Source organism: Peribacillus sp. B65 (assembly GCF_058513295.1).
This window is the reverse complement of sequence record NZ_CP195840.1, coordinates 1,828,670-1,845,267: the sequence shown is the minus strand read 5'-3', so window position 1 is coordinate 1,845,267 and position 16,598 is coordinate 1,828,670. Positions and strand designations below refer to the sequence as shown.

Below are 16,598 nucleotides of genomic sequence, written 5' to 3'. Positions count from 1 at the left end.
TCCTTCCAAGTTTTCTCTTCAATCCTATCATAACAATTGCCACTTCGTGATTCAATAAATTTACCTGTCAAAACTGCATAAACCATTTCCGAACACGTTTAAAACGAAAGGTATGCGGGAATCATGTGTGTAACAACAAGACTTACAAAAGGATGGGGCAGGCGTGGGAGACAATCCACGCCTGCCCCATCCCATTTCTTTTTAATTTGACTTAAATGTATCGGTAAAAGATTGAAAGGCCTGCTTAACAGCAGCAGTGACCGTTTTATTCCCTGACATCACTTGGTTCTCGAGAATTGGGAGAAGATTCTTGACGGTTTCATTTTTATAAAACATCGTTTTAAGCTGGTGATCCATCAATGAATAAAGCCATTCCTTAGATTGCATTCTTCTCCGTTCTTGAAAAACACCCGATTCCTTGGTCAAATCGGAAAATTCATTCATTACATCCCAAAGCTCAGGAATTCCTTTACCGGTTATCGCTGAACAAGTATATGCCTTTCCTGCCCAACCCTTTGTTGCTGGCTGAAGGAAGTGCAAGATTCTGCTATATTCGGACTTCGTCCTAATCGCCAGCGGAATGTTCTCTCCATCGGCTTTATTGACCACAATTCCGTCCACAAGTTCCAGAATCCCTTTTTTCATCCCTTGTAATTCATCTCCGGCACCTGTAAGGACAAGGAGCATGAAGAAGTCGACCATACTTCGAACTATAGCTTCACTCTGACCGACACCGACCGTTTCAATCAGTATCACATCAAATCCTGCCGCTTCACAAAGCAACATCGTTTCCCTCGTTTTGCGGTGAACTCCTCCTAGAGTGCCTTCGGATGGAGAGGGTCTTATGAAGGCATGGGGGTTTCTTGCCAACTCCTCCATCCTTGTCTTATCGCCTAGTATACTTCCGCCATTGATCGAAGAGCTTGGATCGACGGCTAGAACGGCAACCTTATGGCCCCTGTCACACAAATAGGTTCCGAACGTCTCGATGAAGGTACTTTTTCCGGCACCGGGCACTCCGGAAATCCCGATGCGAATCGAATTTCCTGTATGAGGAAGGATGCTATGCAATAATTCCTGTGCATGATCCAAGTGGTGGGATGCATTGCTTTCAACCAATGTAATCCCTTTAGCTAGCTTGGCCCTGTCACCTTTTATGATTCCCTCTTTAAGTTCATGGACCGGTATGTTTACATTATGTTTTTTGACGAATTTGCTTTTAGAAGGTTTGTTATGGCTTGCTGCTAATTCTACACCTGGCTTTAATGAAGAAGCAAAACCTTCCTGATTGTTATGATCGACCCATTCGGGCTTCTTGTCTTCACTCATTATTGAGCCACTTCCTCATATCCAAGGCGATTGTATATTTCCTGAAGCACTTTCTTTGCTGCCTGCGGAATGACCGTACCAGGTCCAAAAATGGCTGTAGCGCCATTTTCCATTAGGTAATCATAATCCTGTGCAGGGATGACCCCGCCTACGATCACTATAATGTCCTCACGTCCCAAGTTCTTCAGTTCCGTCATAAGCTGCGGCAACAATGTTTTATGGCCGGCAGCAAGCGAACTCATTCCGACTACATGCACATCATTTTCCACGGCCTGGATGGCGGTTTCTTTCGGTGTTTGGAATAATGGACCGATATCTACATCATAGCCCAAATCCGCAAACCCCGTTCCGACTACTTTAGCTCCACGATCATGACCGTCCTGACCCATTTTAGCCATTAACAATCGCGGTCTTCTTCCTTCATTTTCAAGAAACTCTTCCGTCATGCGGACGACTTCTTCAATTTCCGCTTCCTTTGAGTATGCCGAGCTGTATACACCGCTGATAGAACGGATCGTTGCTTTGTGACGTCCAGCAACCTCCTCAATCGCATCGGAGATTTCACCTAATGAAGCCCGTACTCTTGCAGCTTGCACAGCCAGTTCAAGAAGATTGCCTTCGCCAGTTCTGGCAGCCATGGATAGCGCTTGAAGGGCTTCATCCACCTTTTCCTGATCACGTTTCGCTTTTAATTCGCTCAAACGCTTAAGCTGACTTTCGCGAACTGCTGTATTATCAATCTCCAGTATTTCAATCGGATCTTCTTTTTTCAAACGATACTTATTTACACCTACGATCGTTTCATCCTGAGAATCGATTTTAGCCTGACGCTTTGCAGCGGCTTCCTCGATCCTCATTTTTGGAAGGCCGGTTTCAATAGCCTTCGCCATTCCGCCAAGGCCTTCGATTTCTTCTATGTGAGCCCAAGCCCGTTCGATCAATTCATTTGTGAGTGATTCTACATAGTATGAACCCGCCCATGGATCGATTACTTTTGTGATCCCCGTTTCCTCCTGCAGATATAACTGTGTGTTACGTGCAATTCGTGCCGAGAAATCCGTTGGCAGGGCAATGGCCTCATCCAATGCGTTCGTATGCAGGGACTGTGTATGCCCAAGTGCAGCGGCATGCGCTTCAATAAGGGTCCTTGCGACATTGTTAAACGGATCCTGCTCGGAGAGGCTCCAGCCGGAGGTTTGGGAATGGGTTCTCAATGCCATCGCTTTATTATTTTTCGGCTCGAATTGTTTCATCAGCTTTGACCAAATGAAACGAGCCGCCCGCATTTTCGAGACTTCCATGAAATAGTTCATTCCTACAGCCCAGAAGAATGACAGTCGTGGTGCGAACTTATCGATATCAATACCTGCTTTCATTCCGGTACGTGCATACTCAAGCCCATCCGCCAACGTATAGGCAAGTTCGATATCAGCCGGTGCCCCCGCTTCTTGCAGATGATAACCGGAGATGGAAATGGAATTGAATTTGGGCATATATTTGGATGTATACTCAAATATATCAGCTATGATTTTCATGGACATTTCAGGTGGGTAGATATACGTATTCCGAACCATGTATTCCTTTAAGATGTCATTTTGAATCGTGCCTGAAAGCTTATCCTGTGTTACGCCTTGTTCTTCAGCTGTCACGATATAAAATGCAAGTATGGGTAATACTGCGCCGTTCATCGTCATTGACACGGACATTTGATCAAGCGGAATGCCGTCAAATAGGATTTTCATGTCAAGAATTGAATCAATGGCAACTCCCGCCTTCCCCACATCACCGACAACGCGTGGATGATCGGAGTCATAACCGCGGTGTGTAGCTAAATCAAAGGCAACTGAGAGCCCTTTTTGCCCCATCGCAAGGTTACGTCTGTAAAACGCATTGGATTCCTCAGCAGTCGAAAAACCTGCATACTGACGTACCGTCCAAGGACGATTGACATACATCGAAGGATAAGGTCCCCTTGTAAAAGGAGCGATGCCTGGCACACTTTCCATATGCTCCAAGTCACGATTATCTTTCTCAATATAAAGCGGTTTGATTTTTATTTGTTCATTGGTTTCAAACAAAAGATCCTCAATGTTTTTCCCAACGGCTTTTTCGGCTTCCTTTTTCCATGCCTCCACCGTACCTTTAACCTCAGACTTAGCAGGATTTATAGCAGAAAAATTCGGTTTTTTCATTTCAGTTCACCCCCAGCTTCTGCAATAATTCCGATAAAATGGCTATTGCATTCGTTTTGACATGGATAAAATCTTTGACTCCGGCTTCACTTAGTGTAATCTCAAATTCTTCTTGCTGCTTGCCGGCACTATAAATAGTGATTTCAGGGAATTGCTTTTTAATTTCTTTAATGGTGACTGGCGCCAATTCCGAATAGTCACCATCACTGCCGCAAACACAATAGATAGGGAGCTTGGTCGCAGCTACATAATCGACTGCTTCCTCAACGGTTTGACACCCCTTACTGCCGGTTGTTTCAATACCACCTGCTGCAGCAAGACTTGTAACGAAATCTGCACGAGGTTTATAAGATTTGAGATTTTTCAAATTAATTAAACCAATAGTTGGGGCCGTTCCACTTATTTCTTTATACTTTTCACTGCGTAGCCTTAACTGTTCGAACTGAATGGATACCCGATCCAAGTAAAGTGGTGTAATGCCAACCGGCTTCTCAACTTTCATATATGACACATGGTTATCCCGTGTCGTGGTTTTAATCTTATCAGCAGGATTCGGATATACATTCGTTCCGATGATACTTTCTTTTCTGAAAGCCGCATTTTGAACCTTTTCTTGGTAAACTTCAGCTATTTCCTTCTGAAGGGTGGCTTGTTTAATTAGCTCAAGAATCCCTCCAGCTGCATCGATTTCAAGGAATTCCGCCCAAGCCTTTTCAGCCAATTCATCCGTTAGTTGCTCAACATACCATGAACCGCCAGCAGGATCGACCACTGTTGTGATATTTGTTTCTTCTTTTAAAATCAAGTGAGTATTACGGGCAATTCTTTCTGAGAAATCATCGGTTTCACCAGTTGCGTGTGTGAATGGATGAATTTGAAGATATTGAATGCCTCCAATTGCGGCAGCGAAAGCTTGGTTTGTTGTCCGAAGAATATTGACGTGCTGATCATATAGCGTTTCTGTCAACTCGGAAGTAACGGCATGTATCGCCATTTTAAAATGGTCAGATGCTGTATCGAAAGCTTCTGCAAGACCTGCCCAGAGCCTTCTTGCAGCCCGTAGCTTAGCGATGGACATGAAGTAATTCGAATCCACAGCAAAAGAGAATACTATTCTTTCGGAAACCGAAGCAATAGGAAGCCCTTGCTTTTGCCCTTCCAATAGATATTGGACCGCTGCCGATAATCCGTAAGCTATTTCTTGTACGGCATTGGCTCCTCCATTATGGTAGACTGCCGTATTAATCAAAACTGTTTTTAAATCCCTGCCTACCTTCTGATAATCTTGGATTGTCTTCAGCCAGTCTGCAAAATAGTTATCCGTATCTTCTGGCAGCTGACCGCAAATGAGCCATTCTGCAATGGGATCTTCAGCAATAACGCCTGTCATTTGGGTATTTTGTGCTTCGGCAACCGCTTTGAATTGAGGGAATAATCCTTTTTGTTTCCCCTTAAGGTCAATGAAAACCGGTATTTCTTTTAATGGGATATCCTTAAACAATTTTTCAGCCCTTGCTCCCTCGGCAAGCAATCGTGCAGGGTATGCCACGACATTTTGACCGCGCTTGAATGAAGCCTTCATCTTTTCATTTGCTTCTTCAGCCGTGATACCGCTTACAGGTTGAACGACAAGCCAAGGTTTCTCATGATATCCCGTTGGGGACGTTCCTCGGGTGAAAGGGAAGAATCCTGGCAATTCGGCTACTTTTTCCGTTGATTCCGCCTTTTCTGTATAGAGCGGATATAAAGTAATGCCCTCATATGTATTCGTTTTTAGCTTTTCTACACTTTTCCCTTTTAAACTTGCTTCCGCAGCTTCTTTCCACTCTTCAAAAGAAGGCTTAGGAAAGGTTATGTTTTTTACATCTTTCAGTTCCATCTGTAATCGCTTTCTTATCTTTTGCCGCCTCATACGCCCGGTCCCTTCATTCGGAGAACGAACGCTCAGTCAGTTTTGGATAAGAAAACCACCCTCCCGTCAATTTAATCTGGATTATACTAACATTCTACCATATTTTTCTTTAAATTTAAGACAATAGAAATTAGCAAATCTGTTATAAGGGAAAACACTAGCCTATTTCGCCTCTTTATAAATCAAGTACAGCCCTGATCTGTATTAGAACAGCTCTTAATAAAATAATAGCAAAAATAAAATTTTTGTCGATGTTTTTCTACGGAAAAGAGAAATGACTGGGTTAAACTTTGGCGAACGAATCGGCATACTTCATCTTTGACTAAATCAAAAGTGAAAGGGAAATCGATAACTGCTAGACTAAATGAAGTTCAGGAACCACCCTCATCACCTTAGGTATGGTTTCAAAATTTTAAAACAATGGTGATTGAAACGGGTTTGCGAGACTCCTGCTTGGAAGAGCGCGTCCAGTGGAACCCCATGCCTGGAGTTCCAAACAACGTTCAAATTGTAGCAATCATAAAAAAACTGTAGGCAAACTCGATTCATCGAGTTTGCCTACAGTCTAAAGGAATAACCCTCGGCCTTCCTTTTTTTCATTTTAGTATATGGAAGTGTTATCTTTGGAAATCTTTTCGATGATTTCTTTAACCCTCGCGAGGAATCGTCCGCATACCAGTCCGTCCAAAACACGATGATCAAGTGATAAACAGAGATTTACCATATCTCGTACTGCAATCATGTCATTTATGACCACTGGCCGTTTTACAATCGTTTCAACTTGTAAAATGGCCGCCTGTGGATAATTGATGATTCCCATGGACTGGACAGAGCCGAATGAGCCAGTGTTATTAACAGTGAACGTACCACCTTGCATATCCTCTGCTTTTAACTTACCTGACTTCACTTTGGATGCAAGTTCCTGTATCTCCCTTGCTATACCTTTGATTGATTTTTCATCTGCATTTTTAATGACCGGTACAAATAATGCATCTTCAGTTGCAACGGCTATCGATATATTGATTTCTTTCTTTTGTATGATTTTTTCGCCTGCCCACATCGAATTGAGCTCTGGAAATTCCGTAAGGGCTTGAGCAACCGCTTTTACGAAAAAGGCAAAGTACGTTAAATTATAGCCTTCTTTTTGTTTAAAGTCGGATTTTAGATTATCACGCAATTTCACCATATTGCTTGCGTCAACTTCCACCATCGTCCAAGCATGCGGGATTTCGTGCTTACTTTTCAACATATTGGACGCAATTGCCTTACGGATTCCGGTAACGGGTATTTCCTTGTCACCAGCAGCAGTCGGCACATTTGTTACTGGACTGGTTTGACGACTAACTTGAGGGGCGACCTCTTTTGGAGCCGGATCGGATATCACGGAAGGCTCATCCGCCTTAGGAAGATTCCCTGATTCAACAAGTTTCAGTAAATCTTTACGGGTGATCCGTCCCTCATTCCCCGTTCCTTTAACCTTTGAAAGATCGATTCCATGCTCCTGGGAAAGTTTTAACACGGCAGGCGAATAGCGAGCTTTCCTTGATGGTTCGGCCGCTTGCTGCACTTCTCTTGTAACAGGTGCATCAACATTTTCCTCATTCTGAGAAACAGCTTGCTCAGCATTATCGTTATCCGTCTTTGCCGTTTCGACTTCAATCGAGCAAATGACTTCCCCGACTGCCAATGTTTGATTCTCATCCGCTTTCAATTCCTTGATGATGCCCGTAAAGGAAGAAGGAACCTCAGCATTTACTTTATCCGTCATCACTTCAGCTAGCGGATCGTATTTCGTGACATGATCCCCAGGCTTCACTAGCCATTTACTGATGGTTCCCTCTGTGACACTTTCTCCTAGTTGAGGCATCTTCATTAATTCCATAGCCATAAATCGTTCCTCCTTCTTAACAGTCATTAATACTCAGCCAATTCCCTCATTGCTTTTTCCACTTTATCAGGATTCACCATAAATTGTTTTTCCATCGTAGGCGCATATGGCATGGCTGGTACATCAGGTCCGGCCAATCGTTTTACAGGGGCATCCAAATCAAAAAGGCAATGCTCGGCAATGATGGCTGCGACCTCACTCATGATGCTTCCTTCTTTATTATCTTCCGTAACCAGTAATACTTTCCCCGTTTTAGAAGCCGCTTCTATGATAGCATCCTTATCCAAAGGATAGACGGTACGCAAGTCAAGAACATGTGCAGAAATTCCATCTGCAGCTAATTTTTCTGCTGCCTGAAGGGCAAAATGCACACAAAGGCCATAGGAGATGACAGTAATGTCTTCCCCTTCCCTTTTCACATCCGCCTTACCGATGGGAAGTACATAATCTTCAGTGGGTACCTCACCCTTGATCAAGCGGTACGCGCGTTTATGTTCAAAGAAAAGCACTGGATCTTCGTCGCGAATGGCAGCTTTAAGCAAACCCTTTACATCATAAGGAGTGGAAGGCATCACTATTTTCAAACCCGGCTGATTGGCAAAGATTGCTTCAACCGATTGTGAATGATAAAGAGCTCCATGAATCCCTCCGCCATATGGAGCACGGATTACCATTGGACAGCTCCAGTCATTATTAGAACGATATCTAATTTTGGCTGCCTCTGAAACGATTTGGTTAATGGCAGGCATGATGAAATCAGCGAATTGCATCTCAGCTATCGGCCGAAGCCCATACATGGCGGCTCCAATTCCCACTCCTGCAATTGCAGATTCAGCGAGCGGGGTATCGATGACCCTGGCTTCACCGAATTGGTCGTATAAGCCATTAGTGGCTTTAAAGACCCCACCTTTTTTTCCTACATCCTCACCCAATACGAATACACGGGAATCACGTTCCATCTCTTCCCTCATTGCCATTGTCACGGCATCTATATATGAAATCACTGGCATTCTATTACCCCCTTACTTTTGTGCATACACATGATTCATAGCACTTTCAGCCTTCGGATATGGAGCATTTTCAGCATAATCGGTTGCTTCGTTGACTATCTTCATGACTTCATCATTCATTTGTTTCTCTAGGTCATCATCCATGATTCCCACTTCTTTTAAATACGCTCCAAATGTCATTATGGAATCCTTCGTTTTGGCTTCGGCCACTTCGTCCGCCGTCCGGTAGCTTCGGTCATCATCATCACTTGAATGAGGTGTGAGCCTGTATGAAACGGTTTCTACCAGTGTAGGACCTTCTCCCCTTCGTGCACGGTCAGCCGCTTCTTTCACCGCTGCATACACTTCCAATGGATCATTGCCATCCACCGTTATTCCAGGCATCCCATAGCCAATCGCCCTGTCGGAAACATTTTCACACGATAGCTGTTTCGAAATAGGAACGGAAATCGCATATTTATTATTTTCACACATGAAAATGACCGGTAGCTTATGCACACCTGCAAAGTTGGCCCCTTCATGAAAATCGCCCTGATTGGATGAACCTTCCCCAAACGTTACGAATGTTACCAAATCCTTACCTTCCATCTTCCCTGCAAGGGCAATTCCAACAGCATGCGGGACCTGTGTCGTTACAGGTGATGATCCAGTGACAATCCTATTTTTCTTTTGACCGAAATGACCAGGCATCTGGCGCCCGCCGGAATTGGGATCTTCCTCTTTGGCGAAACCGGAAAGCATCAAGTCTTTAGCGGTCATTCCGAAGGTAAGTACCACACCTACATCCCGATAATAAGGCAGTACATAATCCTTTTGCCGATCTAGCGCAAACGCTGCCCCAACCTGTGCAGCTTCTTGCCCCTGGCAGGAAATCACGAAGGGAATTTTCCCGGATCGGTTTAAAAGCCACATGCGCTCATCAATTCTGCGGGACAAAAGCATTGTCCGGTACATATCTAAAACCGTTTCCTCATTTAAGCCTAATTGTTCATGACGTTTTTCTACCATCATAAAACCTCCTGACCTTATTCTTTAAGAATGTATGGCACGTCCATCGACAGCAAGGGCCGCCTCTCCGATTGCTTCAGAAAGACTTGGGTGCGGATGGATTGTCTTGCCTATCTCCCAAGGTGTCGCATCAAGCACTTTAGCAAGTCCCGCTTCAGAAATCATATCCGTAACATGTGGCCCGATCATATGAACGCCCAGTATATCATCCGTTTTCTTATCGGCGATGATTTTGACAAAACCATCCGCTTCCCCGAAAACAAGGGCCTTACCAACTGCACGGAATGGGAATTTCCCAATTTTAAGATCAAAGCCTTCCTTGTTTGCCTGTTCTTCCGTCAAACCGACACTTGCAGCTTCAGGGCTTGAATACACACATTTTGAAATGAGCGAATAATCCAGCCGTTCCGGTTTTTGGCCTGCGATATGTTCAACGGCCGTAATGCCTTCATGGGAGGCAACGTGAGCCAATTGCAGACCGCCGATGCAATCACCGATCGCATAAATATGTGTTTCCTTCGTTTGGAAGAAGTCATTGGTTTCAATAAAACCTTTTTCTTTCACAATTTCCGTATTTTCAAGGCCGATCCCTTCAACATTTGCTGATCTGCCTACGGACACCAACATTTTTTCAGCTATGAATTCCTCTACCGAACCTTTGACTTCAGCAGAAATGGTTACTGAAGCATCCGTTTTCAGGGTTTCAGGCAATACCTTGGCACCTGTAACGAACTTGACGCCTTTTTTCGTTAGGAGACGAAGCATTTCACTGGAAATATCATGGTCTTCAGTCGGGATGATTCTATCTGCATATTCGAGTACTGTCACTTCCACACCAAAATCATTAAGCATCGAAGCCCATTCAATGCCGATAACTCCACCGCCTACAATAATCATTGATTTTGGCAGGCTCTCAAGCTTTAGAGCTTCATCCGATGTAAGCACCAATTCCCCATCAATCGCTAAACCGGGCAGTGTCTTTGGACGCGAACCCGTTGCAATGATGACATTCTGGGGAATGAGCATTTCATTTTCACTGCCATCATTCATTTCCACGGAAATTGTCCCAGGCATCGGTGAAAATATAGAAGGACCCAGTATACGCCCTAACCCTTCATAAACCGTTATCTTTCCTTGTTTCATCAAGTGCTGAACACCTTTATAGAGTTGATCGACCACTTTATTCTTTCTTTCCTGCACCTTAAGGAAATCTACCTTTACATCCCCGGTAACAATACCGAATTCCTCACTTTTCACTGCAGTCTGATAAACTTCCGCACTCCTTAAAAGTGCTTTCGAAGGGATACAGCCTTTATGTAGACACGTTCCGCCGAGCTTGCCTTTCTCCACGACAGCCGTTTTCAATCCTAATTGAGCAGCCCTTATTGCCGCCACATACCCGCCTGTTCCTCCTCCGAGGATAACGAGGTCAAATTCTTCAGCCAAAACCACTCCTCCTCACAAATACATACAGTTTGTCACCATTTTTACTTGTCCTATGTTTATTACGTTATCCATGTTGAAAATTCCTGTGTTTATTAAAAAAAACACAGGAATCTAATCTTGTAAAACTACATTCATTTTCTTCCATTCAAGATATGTTTTTCATTTTGCAAGAATTGGCTCCTTGAATTCCTCATGCGAGCAATTCGCTCCTCTGCCATCCTATCCGCGGCTTTATAAGTTGGGATTTGATCACGTTTTGCAATCTCGATGACTCTTTCAATTGTATCATAAACCGTTTCCACTTTCTTAAGGGCTCTTTCCCGATTATACCCTAAAAGCTCATCGGCCACGTTTATGACTCCACCTGCATTAATAACATAATCAGGGGCGTATATAATACCTTTTTCATGAATTTGATCGCCATGAACAGTTTCTTTTAACTGATTATTGGCCGCACCTGCAATGACCTTCGCCTTGATTTGATTGATTGTTTGATCATTTATGACAGCCCCTAAAGCACAAGGTGCATAGATATCACAGTCGACTCCATAAATTTCATCCGGATTAACTGCGGACGCCCCAAAGGATTCAACCGCACGGGCCACGCTTTCTTTATTGATATCCGTAACGATCAGCTTGGCGCCCTCCTCATGAAGGTGACGGCATAAGTTATAAGAAACATTCCCGACGCCTTGGACCGCAACCACCTTACCTTCTAAAGAATCAGTTCCGAATGCCTCTTTTGCAGCAGCCTTCATACCGCGGTATACCCCATATGCAGTTACAGGGGAAGGATTACCCGAAGAACCGAACGCAGGGGAAATCCCAGTGACAAAATCCGTCTCCTCATGAATGAGATCCATATCCTCAACCGTTGTACCTACATCTTCAGCTGTTATATAACGCCCATTCAGCCCTTGGATATATCTTCCGAATGCACGGAACATCTCTTCATTCTTATCCTTACGCGGGTCGCCGATGATGACGGTCTTCCCCCCGCCTAAATTCAAACCTGCAGCGGCGTTCTTATATGTCATTCCTCTCGAAAGCCTTAAGGCATCTTCAATGGCATCTTCTTCAGATGCATACGTCCACATCCTTGTGCCTCCAAGCGCAGGCCCTAATGTTGTATCATGAATGGCAATAATCGCTTTCAAACCCGATTGTTTGTCCTGACAGAATAGCAGTTGCTCGTAATCATACTTCTCAAGATATTTAAAAATTTCCATAAAGGAATCCTCCCTAGATGTTTTAATACATGTCAGATATGAGGACACTGAATTTCTCCTCATTCCTACTTGTTCCCACGTTCATTTTAAATAAAATCCGCTACTCACATGATATTTTCCCTATGGGGAATGGTTCCCTTGAAAAATCCATACACCTTTAAATATGCAAATAACATGCCAATAAAATACATAATGAGAGCGTTTTTATCCAAAATAAGGAGATGCTGGTTTATATGTTGGGCAACTATAGCCTATAACAAATTGAAAAAAATTTCATGTTAGAAGTGGAGTCTCGCTTAAATTAAAATAAATCAGAAAATTCCGTGCAGTTTTTTTCATAGTGCGCAATTATTTGCGTGCAAAAAATTTCACAGTTTTAGTTTTTCCATTTTGTAATATAGATTTCTGACAGATATCCCAAGAGCTTTTGCCGTAAGTGTTTTATTTCCCTTGTGGGTATGGAACGCTTGCTGAATGATATCGGCTTCATACTGGTCTATTATCTCCGAGAGCGGTTTCCCCGATACGTAGCCAGAAGGGTTCATTAATAATTTCTCTTGCTTTACTGGAATCTCTTCGATAAAATCCGGAATATGCTGTATATCAATGATCGTCTCGTTCAATTTCATGAAAATGATTGCCCGTCCTAAGATATTTTCCAGTTCCCTAACATTACCTGGCCAGTTGTAGATTTGCATTTTATGTATAGCTGCTGCTGTAATTCCCTCTATGCTTCGTCCATACTCCTGATTGATTTTATTAATCAAATGCTCCGCCAATTCTCTCAAATCCTCTTTTCTCTTTCTTAATGGAGCAATGAAAATAGGCATGCGGTTCAGCCTGAAATATAAGTCTTCCCTGAATGATCCGTTTGCGATTGCCTCTTCGAGATTGATATTCGTAGCGGCTATGACCCGGACATTGATGGGAATCGGCTTCGTCCCCCCCACTCTGACGATTTCCTTTTCTTGTAAAACTCGAAGTAACTTAGCTTGGATGTTGGCTGGTAATTCACCAATTTCGTCCAAAAAGATACTCCCTTGATTTGCCTCTTCAAAAAAACCGACCTTTCCGCCCCTATTTGCTCCTGTAAAGGCTCCTTCATCATAACCGAACAGTTCACTTTCAAGTAATGATTCCGAGATGGCCGCACAATTTACACGAACGAATTTATTGAATTTCCTATCGCTCGCATTATGGATGGCATGTGCAAATAACTCTTTGCCAGTCCCTGATTCCCCTCTTAATAAGACAGTAGCAGGTGTTCTTGCCGATAATTTCGCCTGTTCAATGGGAAGCTTCATCTCTTCGGAAGCCCCGATTATATCATCAAAGGAATATTTAGCCTGCAATGTCCGGATGATCTGTCTTGCCCGATTCAGTTCGTGGGTCAGGGCTTGAATTTCCGATACATCATGAATGACGCCAACGCTCCCTTTCAGGCACCCGTCCACAATGATTGGAGCAACATTCACGATCACTTCCTTATGTTTTGGGCCGACACGCATATTGACACCCCGAACAGGCTTTTTTGTCTGAAGTACTTTCATATGCATACTTTCACCTTCATAAATATCGATGGAAGCCGGCTTACCGATCACTTGGGTCTTTGTTAATCCCGTGATTCTTGTATATGCCGGATTGATCAAAAGCCCCCTGCCTTGATCATCCACAACGGATATGGCTTCATCACTGGATTGAATGATCGCCTGAAGCATCGTCTGTATCTCTTTTAAATCGGTGATCTGCTCAGCCAATTGTACAGCTTCCGTTTTATTCCTAAACACTGAAAAAGCCCCTATGATTTCCTTATCGGCATTCACAAGAGGTATCCTTGTCGTTATGAGTTCCATTCCATTGCTAAGGGTGATTTCCTGATTCACTTCTTTTTGGTTTGTTTGCATCACTCGCAGCAATCCAGTTGAAGGGATGAAATCTTTGATATGTCTGCCTATCACATCCTCGCGCTTTGTGTCAGTTGCTCGTTCAGCACTATCATTGAACATGATGATGAATCCTCCATGATCAATCACCACCATCCCTTCACTGGTCGTATTAAGGATCAAGTCCATTTTTGCCGAGGTATTCTCCAATTTACTTATTAAACGATTTTTCTCTTCAAACAACTTAGTCATAATGAGGGCGACACTTCCAGGAATGAGAATCGTTTGTTCGTCCATGTCCCTTTTTATCTTTTTATAGACAGACGGGTCTCCGGTCGTATCAAAAATGATGTCCAAATCCCGCTCCAATCCTAGGCTCCAATTAGTCACTGAAGGGATCCCTCGTTCCTTTGCAGCAAGCATCCCTTCAGCGGATTCATTCTTATCAGCCATACAAACAATGGAGAATACTTCACTTTCCGATAGGAGTTTCAACACGGTTGTCCCTCCCACTCCTCCCCCTACTATCATGACCTTTTGCATGAGCCATCCCCCTTAAGATATAATTACCCCTTTTATTAGATCAATCTATGCAATTTTTTTCATACTTCACACCATTTTACCATATCGGCTCCCTTTAAAAACAGCCACCAACTCCCAGCCATTATCTACATTCCCGAAACTTGACAAATAATTTATATCCTTTATCATTTTTTAAAGACGGAATTTTCGGAAGGGATTTGACTGCATGAAACGTTTAATCGCTTTTTTGATTCTTTTTATACCCGGTGCCTTTGCTGCCTATGGCATAAAAATAATGAGGGACATGGTGTTCGGTATTCTACAGCCTCCCTATCCAGTCCTTTGGCTGCAATTTTTAATAGGACTTCTCATTACGATTGGCGGAATAGCCTTCATCGCCGGCTTCGTCCTTCATCGAGATCGAAAACAAAATAAGGTCCAAAGCAGGTTCAATAAATTTTAAACGCAAAAAGAAGGTGCCATGTATCATATGGCACCTTCTTTCTTTATCTTGATTTCAATCCTTCCCTGACCCGTACGGCTGCCTCGGGAAAATCGGTTATGATGCCGCTGCACCCCAATTTGAATAGCCTCTTCATCTCGGCTTCTTTATTAATGGTATATGGCCGTACAGGAACACCCATACTCACAGATGTTTGAATGAGCGCATCAGGGACAACCCGGATATTTGGATGGATTGCACTTCCTCCTATTGCCTTGGCATATATCCAAGGCATGTATAGACCATCCCTATAAAGCGGTGCGGTTTCCAATTCAGGTGCCAATTGATGGCAATTGACCAAGCTATAATGATTGAAAGAAGAAAGGATAATCCTTTCCTCCATATCGTAAGTACGGATGAGTCGGATGACTTTCTCTTCTAAGCCTGGATACAAAAAAAGTGTATTTTTTAACTCAATGTTGCAAAAAAGCTGATTATCGTCAAGCCAAATGAATAGTTCTTCAAGTGTCGGAATCTTTTCTTTACCCAATTTACCATTATAGTTTGAAGAAGCATTAAGGTTTTTCAACTCCTTCAAGGTCCTGTCTTTTACATATCCCGAGGCATTCGTGGTCCGATCGAGCTTTTCATCGTGAATGATGACCACTTCCCCATCTTTTGAGAGCTGGACATCCGTTTCAATACCGTCCGCCCCGACACGGGCAGCTTCTTTGAACGCCGACATCGTATTTTCCGGATGTGTTCCTGCTGAGCCTCGATGTGCAAAGATTAAGGTCATGGAGAAACGCCGCCTCTCTCAATAATGGTTATATCCCAATGTTATGAACAGAAACAGCAAATTATTTTCATCTAGTTCAATACTTTAATAAAATGCAGTTGATTATTTTCTGCATAGAAGGTTCCTTTCGTCAAATCACTCAATTTTTTTTGCATGCTTTTGATTTGCAAGCAAGCATCCGGAAAAGCCATTTGACCAATCGTAATTTCCCCTCCCCCTTTTGATTCAAGCATATCCATGATTGACTTCCGTTTTTCATCCAATATATATATTTGAACCATCAACCTCTCGTATTGATTTCCTGTTTGTTCATATTGAAAATTTTGCTCACAAGTCAATTCTCCAAGAGGCGTTTGATACACTTCAAGCTTTTCATTATTGATTCAAGTTTCATTATTATTGAAACATATTTTGTCTTCCCAATTCCTCAATCAGCGTCTATAAATAACCTGAAAGAAATTTTACCAAAAAATATCATAAATTTAGTTTAATATCCGTTTCAATAGTGTACAAAAAAAGATTGTCCAAAATGGAAAACCTCCAATATGTTTTGCGCCTCTGAACTTTATAACTTAAGATTAAACTATGCTTCTTTTTTAACGAGCTTCTTCTACTTTTTTAAACATTTCTCCCCTCCGGTCCTTTTCTAACAGGTTTCCGGATTCCCATTACACCAGCTTTATCACTCGTTTAAGTCCACTTTATTAACTGAGTTGAATCTGTTACGGAATCGAAAGGTAAAATAACCGACATTATTACGCAACTATTTTCCAACTGTGTTGCAATGCGCATAGTCGAGTGTTTGAAAATGTGCGTATAAAGATGCCTGACCTTACAAATTTACAAACGAAGTCGGCAAGTCGAAATCATAAAAAAAACGCCCAACAATGGACGTCATGACTCTTCCCTATAAAATATTTGATTGACCGTGATTTCCT

12 protein-coding genes are annotated in these 16,598 nt (G+C 42.9%); 1 reads left to right on the top strand and 11 read right to left on the bottom strand.

The annotated features are described in order from the left end of the window. Nucleotides 1-201: 201 nt before the first annotated feature. The 9 genes from meaB to ACSR9O_RS09020 form a co-directional block, all read right to left on the bottom strand. Nucleotides 202-1,329: a methylmalonyl Co-A mutase-associated GTPase MeaB gene (gene meaB / locus ACSR9O_RS09060; protein WP_230176993.1), complete on the bottom strand. Its 1,128-nt coding sequence runs from the start codon at nt 1,327-1,329 to the stop codon at nt 202-204. After that, a complete protein-coding gene (gene scpA / locus ACSR9O_RS09055; protein ID WP_101222511.1) occupies nt 1,329-3,521 on the bottom strand; it encodes a methylmalonyl-CoA mutase in 2,193 nt (730 codons plus the stop codon). The genes meaB and scpA overlap by 1 nt, the downstream gene beginning before the upstream one ends. Nucleotide 3,522: 1 nt before the next feature. Further along, nucleotides 3,523-5,433 (bottom strand): methylmalonyl-CoA mutase family protein, encoded by a 1,911-nt coding sequence (locus ACSR9O_RS09050; protein ID WP_491724307.1) that lies wholly within the window; start codon nt 5,431-5,433, stop codon nt 3,523-3,525. 601 nt (nt 5,434-6,034) lie between these two features. Continuing rightward, nucleotides 6,035-7,321 carry a dihydrolipoamide acetyltransferase family protein gene (locus tag ACSR9O_RS09045; RefSeq protein WP_491724306.1) on the bottom strand — a complete coding sequence of 429 codons (1,287 nt, stop codon included), beginning with the start codon at nt 7,319-7,321 and terminating at the stop codon, nt 6,035-6,037. Between the two features lie 26 nt (nt 7,322-7,347). After that, nucleotides 7,348-8,331: an alpha-ketoacid dehydrogenase subunit beta gene (locus ACSR9O_RS09040; RefSeq protein ID WP_101222514.1), complete on the bottom strand. Its 984-nt coding sequence runs from the start codon at nt 8,329-8,331 to the stop codon at nt 7,348-7,350. Nucleotides 8,332-8,343: 12 nt separating this feature from the next. Then, entirely contained in the window at nt 8,344-9,339 is a 996-nt protein-coding gene (locus ACSR9O_RS09035; RefSeq protein ID WP_101222515.1) for a thiamine pyrophosphate-dependent dehydrogenase E1 component subunit alpha, read from the bottom strand. A gap of 24 nt (nt 9,340-9,363) precedes the next feature. Further along, nucleotides 9,364-10,785: a dihydrolipoyl dehydrogenase gene (gene lpdA, locus ACSR9O_RS09030; RefSeq protein WP_230176996.1), complete on the bottom strand. Its 1,422-nt coding sequence runs from the start codon at nt 10,783-10,785 to the stop codon at nt 9,364-9,366. A gap of 131 nt (nt 10,786-10,916) precedes the next feature. Continuing rightward, nucleotides 10,917-12,014 (bottom strand): branched-chain amino acid dehydrogenase, encoded by a 1,098-nt coding sequence (gene bcd / locus ACSR9O_RS09025; RefSeq protein WP_101222517.1) that lies wholly within the window; start codon nt 12,012-12,014, stop codon nt 10,917-10,919. Nucleotides 12,015-12,382: 368 nt separating this feature from the next. Next, a complete protein-coding gene (locus ACSR9O_RS09020; protein ID WP_491724305.1) occupies nt 12,383-14,440 on the bottom strand; it encodes a sigma-54 interaction domain-containing protein in 2,058 nt (685 codons plus the stop codon). Nucleotides 14,441-14,645: 205 nt separating this feature from the next. Between ACSR9O_RS09020 and ACSR9O_RS09015 the strand changes: the two genes are divergently transcribed. After that, complete coding sequence (locus ACSR9O_RS09015; RefSeq protein ID WP_101222519.1) at nt 14,646-14,882, top strand: DUF2627 domain-containing protein; 237 nt, start codon at nt 14,646-14,648, stop codon at nt 14,880-14,882. A 43-nt stretch (nt 14,883-14,925) separates the two neighbouring features. Here ACSR9O_RS09015 and ACSR9O_RS09010 read toward each other — a convergent pair whose 3' ends face one another. Then, a complete protein-coding gene (locus ACSR9O_RS09010; protein WP_101222520.1) occupies nt 14,926-15,660 on the bottom strand; it encodes a glycerophosphodiester phosphodiesterase in 735 nt (244 codons plus the stop codon). A gap of 71 nt (nt 15,661-15,731) precedes the next feature. Continuing rightward, entirely contained in the window at nt 15,732-16,022 is a 291-nt protein-coding gene (locus ACSR9O_RS09005) for a hypothetical protein (protein ID WP_260359025.1), read from the bottom strand. Nucleotides 16,023-16,598 lie beyond the last annotated feature (576 nt).

Excerpts from the sequence above, each read along its gene's own strand:
- meaB (WP_230176993.1), bottom strand. The coding sequence starts at position 1,329 with ATGAGTGAAGACAAGAAGCCCGAATGGGTCGATCATAACAATCAGGAA.
- scpA (WP_101222511.1), bottom strand. The coding sequence starts at position 3,521 with ATGAAAAAACCGAATTTTTCTGCTATAAATCCTGCTAAGTCTGAGGTT.
- ACSR9O_RS09050 (WP_491724307.1), bottom strand. The coding sequence starts at position 5,433 with ATGAGGCGGCAAAAGATAAGAAAGCGATTACAGATGGAACTGAAAGAT.
- ACSR9O_RS09045 (WP_491724306.1), bottom strand. The coding sequence starts at position 7,321 with ATGGCTATGGAATTAATGAAGATGCCTCAACTAGGAGAAAGTGTCACA.
- ACSR9O_RS09040 (WP_101222514.1), bottom strand. The coding sequence starts at position 8,331 with ATGCCAGTGATTTCATATATAGATGCCGTGACAATGGCAATGAGGGAA.
- ACSR9O_RS09035 (WP_101222515.1), bottom strand. The coding sequence starts at position 9,339 with ATGGTAGAAAAACGTCATGAACAATTAGGCTTAAATGAGGAAACGGTT.
- bcd (WP_101222517.1), bottom strand. The coding sequence starts at position 12,014 with ATGGAAATTTTTAAATATCTTGAGAAGTATGATTACGAGCAACTGCTA.
- ACSR9O_RS09020 (WP_491724305.1), bottom strand. The coding sequence starts at position 14,440 with ATGCAAAAGGTCATGATAGTAGGGGGAGGAGTGGGAGGGACAACCGTG.
- ACSR9O_RS09015 (WP_101222519.1), top strand. The coding sequence starts at position 14,646 with ATGAAACGTTTAATCGCTTTTTTGATTCTTTTTATACCCGGTGCCTTT.
- ACSR9O_RS09010 (WP_101222520.1), bottom strand. The coding sequence starts at position 15,660 with ATGACCTTAATCTTTGCACATCGAGGCTCAGCAGGAACACATCCGGAA.